Source organism: Geobacillus sp. CCR (assembly GCF_052906625.1).
In genome coordinates this window covers 1-4,069 of the sequence record NZ_JBREBQ010000077.1, presented here as the reverse complement: position 1 = coordinate 4,069, position 4,069 = coordinate 1, and the positions used below count along the sequence as shown (strand labels likewise).

At 50.2% G+C, this 4,069-nt stretch carries 3 protein-coding genes and 1 pseudogene; 2 read left to right on the top strand and 2 right to left on the bottom strand.

What is annotated here, in order from left to right; all coding sequences use genetic code 11:
* Window positions 1-323 precede the first annotated feature (323 nt).
* Window positions 324-878, top strand: a complete 555-nt coding sequence (locus ACVBDQ_RS17780) for a GNAT family N-acetyltransferase (protein ID WP_069304488.1) — start codon at window positions 324-326, stop codon at window positions 876-878.
* A 494-nt stretch (window positions 879-1,372) separates the two neighbouring features.
* On the opposite strand, the gene ACVBDQ_RS17775 is transcribed toward ACVBDQ_RS17780, so the two are convergent.
* Window positions 1,373-2,005 carry a hypothetical protein gene (locus tag ACVBDQ_RS17775; RefSeq protein ID WP_446663383.1) on the bottom strand — a complete coding sequence of 211 codons (633 nt, stop codon included), beginning with the start codon at window positions 2,003-2,005 and terminating at the stop codon, window positions 1,373-1,375.
* On the opposite strand from ACVBDQ_RS17775, the gene ACVBDQ_RS17770 reads away from it, so the two are divergent.
* On the top strand, window positions 1,934-3,331 hold the full coding sequence (locus ACVBDQ_RS17770) for a transposase (protein WP_446663382.1): 1,398 nt from the start codon (window positions 1,934-1,936) through the stop codon (window positions 3,329-3,331). The genes ACVBDQ_RS17775 and ACVBDQ_RS17770 overlap by 72 nt on opposite strands.
* Here ACVBDQ_RS17770 and ACVBDQ_RS17765 read toward each other — a convergent pair.
* Window positions 3,329-3,934 (bottom strand): annotated as a pseudogene (locus ACVBDQ_RS17765) (type I restriction endonuclease); the annotation flags it as partial. The gene ACVBDQ_RS17770 and the pseudogene ACVBDQ_RS17765 sit on opposite strands and share 3 nt — an antisense overlap.
* Between the last annotated feature and the right edge of the window lie 135 nt (window positions 3,935-4,069).

Genomic DNA, 4,069 nt, shown 5'->3' with positions numbered 1-4,069 from the left:
AATAATGTGCAAATGTTCGGAAATAATCTGCAAAACCTGGAATAATTCGCAAAGATTTTGCACATTATTTCCGAATCCGTCCGAAATAATTTGAAAAAGGGATTCTGAAATAATGTGCTAATTTACAGTATGCTTGTTCATAGAGAGCACCTCCTGGGTTTGTTTGTGTCGCTACTCACATTCTACAGGAAAGGTGCTCTTTTTTCTATACCCTTTGGATTTTATTGGATAATCAACACGCCTGTTGTCGAAAAATATTTTTTGGACACCCCTGAGGGGCCGAAAAGCCTTGATACATCAACATTTCTAGTGGGAGGATAGCCATGGGGAGCATTCAACCAAGGCGGTTGATGACGGCAAGCGGCCGGCCGATTGTCGTACGGACGGCATCACCTGAGGATGCCGAGCGTGTCGTTGCGTTTGTGAAGGCGGTGGCGGCGGAAGCGCCGTATTTGTTGACGACGGAAGCGGAAGTGGTGACGACAAGCGAGCGGCAAAGGCAATGGCTGCAACAAATGGCGGACGATCCTGGAAAGTTGGCGCTGTTGGCCGAGCATGACGGAGAGATGATCGGGTTTTTAGATTTTCATAATGGAAATAAGCGGCGAACCAAGCACCAAGGGTCTTTCGGCATGAGCGTGAAAAACGGCTTTCGAGGCCAGGGGATCGGCACGGCGTTGCTTGCAGCGCTCCTTGATTGGGCAAAAGAAAATCCTTTGATTGAAAAAGTTTGCCTCGAAGTCGTCGCTGACAACACGAACGCGATTCGATTGTATCAAAAGTTTGGATTTGTGGAAGAAGGCGTGAAGAAAAAAGCTGCAAAAATCGATGACGGGACGTATTGGGATTTGATTTTGATGGCCCGCTTTGTCAAATAGGGGGACGGGTGGCATCAAAAGTGTTATGAAAACTCCACACAGACCATCCCATTGAGCATCGAAGGGATGCTCAAGGCTGGATTCGCCTTTGGCCAACACCCGCCAAAGGTGGGAAAGAGTCATCAAGGGCGACGGGGACAAAAAGAAGGCAATCGAAAAACCGCCCTTGCCTTTATCGAATGTTACCTTTGGCGGCGTTCGGTTGGTCAAGGGTTCGCTTCGCCGAATCCGGCAGGTTTTCTCTTCGACGGGCTCGGGAGGACAAAAAGGTCAGGTTGTCTCTTGTTGGAGAAACGCTTGTGCCATGGCGATCAGCTTCGTTCACTGGGCCGACATATGCGATAGCTCGGCGAGCTCCGGGATGACGACCGGCACCCGGCCTTCGAGCGCGCTATGCGGGCGCAGAAAGTGGAAATAGCCACCTTGGAGGTTTGGAGATCCTCCTTTGAAACATGGGTGTTCCTTCTTTGTTATGGAGCAAGGATTTCCAATGTTTAGAGGAACTTCTGTGCTACTTTTATTAGTTTATCCCTATGTTTTTCAATATCGGCCACCGTTTCGATATATACTGTTGTTCTCCCTTCATCATTGAACTGAATGTACTTGTTGCTTGTATTGAGTCCGAGACGGCAAATCCATCTTCGGATGTTATTGTCCAGTAAAACATTGAAGTAGCTCAAGTTATCGCGATAATAGATACGTTCGGGATCAAGAATCTCCCTTAGGAGCAGCCGCACTAATACATACCCCTCAAGCTCCTCCTCTGTAGTGACGATCTGCGGCGCATTGTGTTCCTCTTTTGGATCTTCGGGAACATCTGGCGCTTTCTCTTCTTTCGCTTGGGCGGTCTCTTCTTCGTCACTGTTGGCTAAGGCAGCCTTAAGTTTATCGTTGACTTGGTCGTTTAGAAGGCCGGTGAAAAAGTACACCCTGAGGCAGGGATTTAGGTGGCTTGTGTCGAAAAAGGAAGAAAAATCGTTGGAATGGAGCGTGAGCGGATCATGAAAGCCCCCAAAAACCCTTCGACTCAGCCTCGTCTGTTTCAAGTCATCGACATGGAAGAACTGGTTCCTCCACATCATATCTTGCGCCAAATCAACGAAGCGGTTGACTTTTCCGTCATTCACGATTGGGTGGCTCCCCTGTACACGGAAAAAACGGGTCGCCCGGCGGCGGATCCGGAACGGCTGCTTCGCCTAATGCTGCTCTCGTATTTGTTCGACCACTCTGAGCGGGAGTTGTATGAGATCCTCCCCATGCATGCCGGATACTTGTGGTTTTGCGGTCTCGACTTTGAATCCGTGCTCCATCCGGATCCTCATCACCCCACACTGCCGGATCGAACGACGCTCGTCAAAACACGGAAACGCTGGCGCCAACATGAAATCTTTGACCGGCTGATGACCTATGTGGTGGATCAATGCATCGCGGCGGGGTTGGTCTCGCCGGATGTCCATGCGGCGGCTGACGGCACCCAAGTGCGGGCGAATGCCTCGATCCACAGCTTGCGGGAGGTCAAGCTCGCTCCGGTGGAGACGTTGGAAGACTATCTGGCCCGCACTGCCCGGGAAGATGAACAGACCGAGGCCCGGGATCCGGATGACGACCCACCCTCTCCGTCTCCAAAATCAGGGGAACGCGTCCATGCCGAAGAACGGGGAAACTTCCGTGGAGCCACGTTTTCCAACCGGACCCATCGAAGCGTGACGGATCCGGATGCCCGGTTGTACAAGAAAGGCAAAGGGCAGGAAGCGTATCCTCGGTATCTGGTGCACGACGTCATCGATGTCCAGTCGCGCGTGATTTTATCCAGACGGGCCAGCCTCGCCACTGGAACGGCGGAACGGGAGACGAGTTTGGAGCAGCTGGCTTCGATTCAGTTTCGCCACCCGTCGATTACGATTCGGACCTTGTCTGCGGACAAAGCGTATGGCACCACCGAGTATCTGGAAGCGCTCTTCGTTCAAGGCATCACACCGCTCGTGCCGTTGCGCCGCAAGGAGATGGAGGAGATTCCAACCTGGAAGCGCCGGGCGAAGGATCCCGCTCAGGAAGCAAAGCGCCAGGCGAAAGTCCGAGACGTTCAGATTCGCAATCAAGCGAGGCTCATTCAGCAACAGGGCGGCTATCGATCCATTCAAGCCCTTCGCACGCGTTGTGAGCATGTGTTCGCCGAAGGGAAGGAATGTCACGGGCTGGACCGGGCCCGAAGCCGGGGCCTTTACGCCATGGAAGAACAGGCGCTGTTGACCGCCGTCGTGCAAAATCTGAAGCGATTGTGCCGGTTTCGAAAAAAACGAGGGGGGACCGGCTCTTTGGCGTGCGCAAAACCGGAATTGGGAGCAGGAAGTCCTGCTCGTCTTCCCATCCTTTGGCGCCAAACGGCGGGGAGAATGGCCTCCAAAATTCGACATGTGGGAAGTCTATGCCCCATTAATTCACCGGCCTTTTAGAAACTGTTTCAGTGCCTTTTTCACAAGTCCTTGAAACTTTTCGATCACGTTTTTAGTTTTCTTTCCGGGATAAATATCGCTGATGATGAATGCAACAAACTCATCGGACGGGTTTTCCCACTGATTATTCAGGAACTGTTTAATTTCATTTAGGTATTTTAATTCGGATGCGGCGCTGAAAATGCTGTCGACATCGAAACTGCTTTTTCGGAATTTCGCCAGCTCGACAATTTGATTTTCTCTCGGTTCAGCGAGGTTAAACTCGAAAAATGGCACTGAATCCATTTTGTTCTGTTCATCGAGATCGGTATAAAATCTGTATAAGATGCCGTTAGTCAAAATAGCGAACTTAGCTGAGGTTGCACCAAAATATCTAAACAGCTGCGAATCGTGTTTATCCAGCTTTTGATTGGCGGCCTTAGCTTCAATGAGAATAACCGGTTTTCCATCGATCATAATGGCGTAGTCGACTTTTTCCCCTTTTTTGATTCCCACGTCAGCTGTAAACTCCGGTAAAAACTCTTCCGGATTGAAAATATCGTACCCTAGAACTTGAAAGAAAGGCATAATGATCGATGTTTTCGTAGCTTCCTCTGTCGCTATAGTATTTTTTAACTCACATTTCGCACCCTAACAAGGTCAAAACAAAGGATTTTTTATTTAGTTTTTCAGAATAACTTTTTGACCAACACGACGAGCGATGGCTATCCTTTTTTTACCATCGCTGGTCGTTCCGTA